The following is a 2,069-nucleotide window of genomic DNA, read 5'->3' as shown; positions in this document are numbered from 1 at the left end:
GGATCCGGGGGCGGAAGGCCTTCCCGGCGGTCCCCCCCGGCGCCGGTCAGAGTCCGCGGTCCGTCGGCAGTGCTCCTTCCAGCGTCAGCAACCGCACCTTGCGCTCCAGGCCCGCCGCGTAGCCCGTCAGCGAGCCGTCGGCGCCGATCACCCGGTGGCAGGGGCGGACCACGAGGAGCGGGTTGGCGCCGATCGCGCCGCCGACCGCCCGCACGGCGGCCCGGGAGGCCCCGATCCGCGCGGCGACCTCGCCGTACGTGGTGGTCGCCCCGTAGGGCACGGTGTCGAGGGCGTCCCACACCCGGGTGCGGAAGTCCGTGCCCTCGGCGCGCAGCGGCAGCCGGAACTCCTTGAGCTCCCCGGCGAAGTAGGCGGAGAGCTGCCGCACGCTCTCGCGGAACGGCCCGGGGTCCTCGCGCAGGCCGTCCAGGTCCGCGCGGGTGCGGCCGCCCTTCTGGCCGGGCAGCGACAGCGAGGTCAGCGCGCCGTCGGCGGCGGCGGTGAGCAGCAGCGGCCCGAGCGGGCTGTCGAGGCTGGTCCAGTACGACGGGCTGGTCATCGGTTCTCCTCCTCGTCCCGCTCGCCGGCGGCGCGCAGGTGGTGCAGTGCGTAGGAGCGCCAGGGGCGCCAGGTGTCGGGGACGTCCGTGCCGGGTGGTGCGACGTCCGGGTCGCCGAGGGCGCGGGTGCGGATCACCGCCACCGTCCGGGCGTCCATGCCGGGCAGGGCGAGCAGGCCCTGCTCGGCGTCGTCCCGGTCGGCGCCCACGTCCAGGCGTACGGTGCCGTCGGCGAGGGCGGCGGCGAGCGCGCCCAGCGGGCCGTCCCGCCCGCTCTCGGCCAGGGCGGCGGGTTCCGGGAAGAGGTGGGTGAGCGTGCCGCAGGGCGCGTCCAGTGCCTTGCCGCGGCTGCGCACCAGTTCCCCGGCGGCGGTCCGGCCGACCAGGGCCCGTACCGCCAGTTCGTCCGGGTCGGCGGCGCCCGGTGAGCGCAGCCCCGGCCGGGCGGCGACCAGCGGGGCGAGCCGCGGATCGGCGCCGAGCCGCTCGTCCACGGCGTACGGGTCGGCGTCGAGGTCGAAAAGTCGCCGCAGCCGCTGTACGGCGGTGGTGAGGTCCCGTGGGTCGGTCAGCCGCAGCCGGGCGTCGAGCCAGCCGCCGGCGTGGGCGGCGGTGGTCCCCCGCTGGGTGACCGGCCGCTCGTGGACCGCGGCGATCCCGGTGCCGTGGGGCAGGCGCAGGGTGCGCCGGTAGGTGCGGTCGCCGGGGGTGCCGGTGACCTCCTCGACGCCGGGCAGCGCTTCGCGGGCGAGCAGGTCCAGGACGGGACCTGCCTGGTAGGGGCCGCGGTGGGCGAGCCGCAGCGGGATCCCGGCGGCGGGCGTGGCGGCGGCGGTCGGTCCGCCGCGGGGTGCGGCGGCGCGCAGTTCGCTGGGGGTGGTGGCGTAGACGGCCCGGATGGTGTCGTTGAACTGGCGGACGCTGGCGAAGCCGGACGCGAAGGCGATCTCCGTGACCGGCAGTCCGGTCGTCTGGAGCAGCACGCGCGCGGTGTGCGCCCGCTGGGCGCGGGCCAGGGCGACCGGTCCCGCGCCGAGTTCCGAGGTGAGCTGGCGCTGTACCTGCCGGGCGCTGTAGCCCAGCCGGACGGCGAGGCCCGCGACGCCCTCGCGGTCGACGACGCCGTCGCCGATCAGCCGCATGGCCCGGCCCACGACGTCGGCCCGTACGTTCCACGCGGCCGACCCCGGTACGGCGTCCGGGCGGCACCGTCGGCAGGCCCGGAATCCCGAGCCCTGCGCGGCGGCGGCCGTCGCGAAGAACCGTACGTTGCGCCGCTGTGGGGTGACGGCGGGACAGCTGGGCCGGCAGTAGATGCCGGTCGTCTCGACGGCGAAGAAGAACTCGCCGTCGAACCGGGCGTCCCGGCTGCGTACCGCCTCGTACCTGCTGTCCTCGTCCCTCACGAGGTCCAGTGTGGGCGATCGGCGGGCGGCCGGGCTGGCGGATATCGGACATCACACTCACCGGCCGCCCCACCGCGACACCCACCGACCCGCCACCCACCGGC

General features: G+C 77.1%; 2 protein-coding genes. Both read right to left on the bottom strand.

From position 1 onward, the window contains the following. Positions 1–46 precede the first annotated feature (46 nt). A complete protein-coding gene (locus FNH09_RS46235; RefSeq protein WP_152895851.1) occupies positions 47–559 on the bottom strand; it encodes a methylated-DNA--[protein]-cysteine S-methyltransferase in 513 nt (170 codons plus the stop codon). Continuing rightward, complete coding sequence (locus tag FNH09_RS46230; protein WP_162470120.1) at positions 556–1,965, bottom strand: AlkA N-terminal domain-containing protein; 1,410 nt, start codon at positions 1,963–1,965, stop codon at positions 556–558. Before FNH09_RS46230 ends, FNH09_RS46235 begins: the two co-directional genes overlap by 4 nt. Positions 1,966–2,069 lie beyond the last annotated feature (104 nt).

It is taken from the genome of Streptomyces adustus (genome assembly GCF_009377175.1).
GTDB lineage: Bacteria > Actinomycetota > Actinomycetes > Streptomycetales > Streptomycetaceae > Streptomyces > Streptomyces adustus.
Note: the sequence above shows the minus strand (reverse complement) of the source record. Positions and strands in the feature narration are given on the sequence as shown.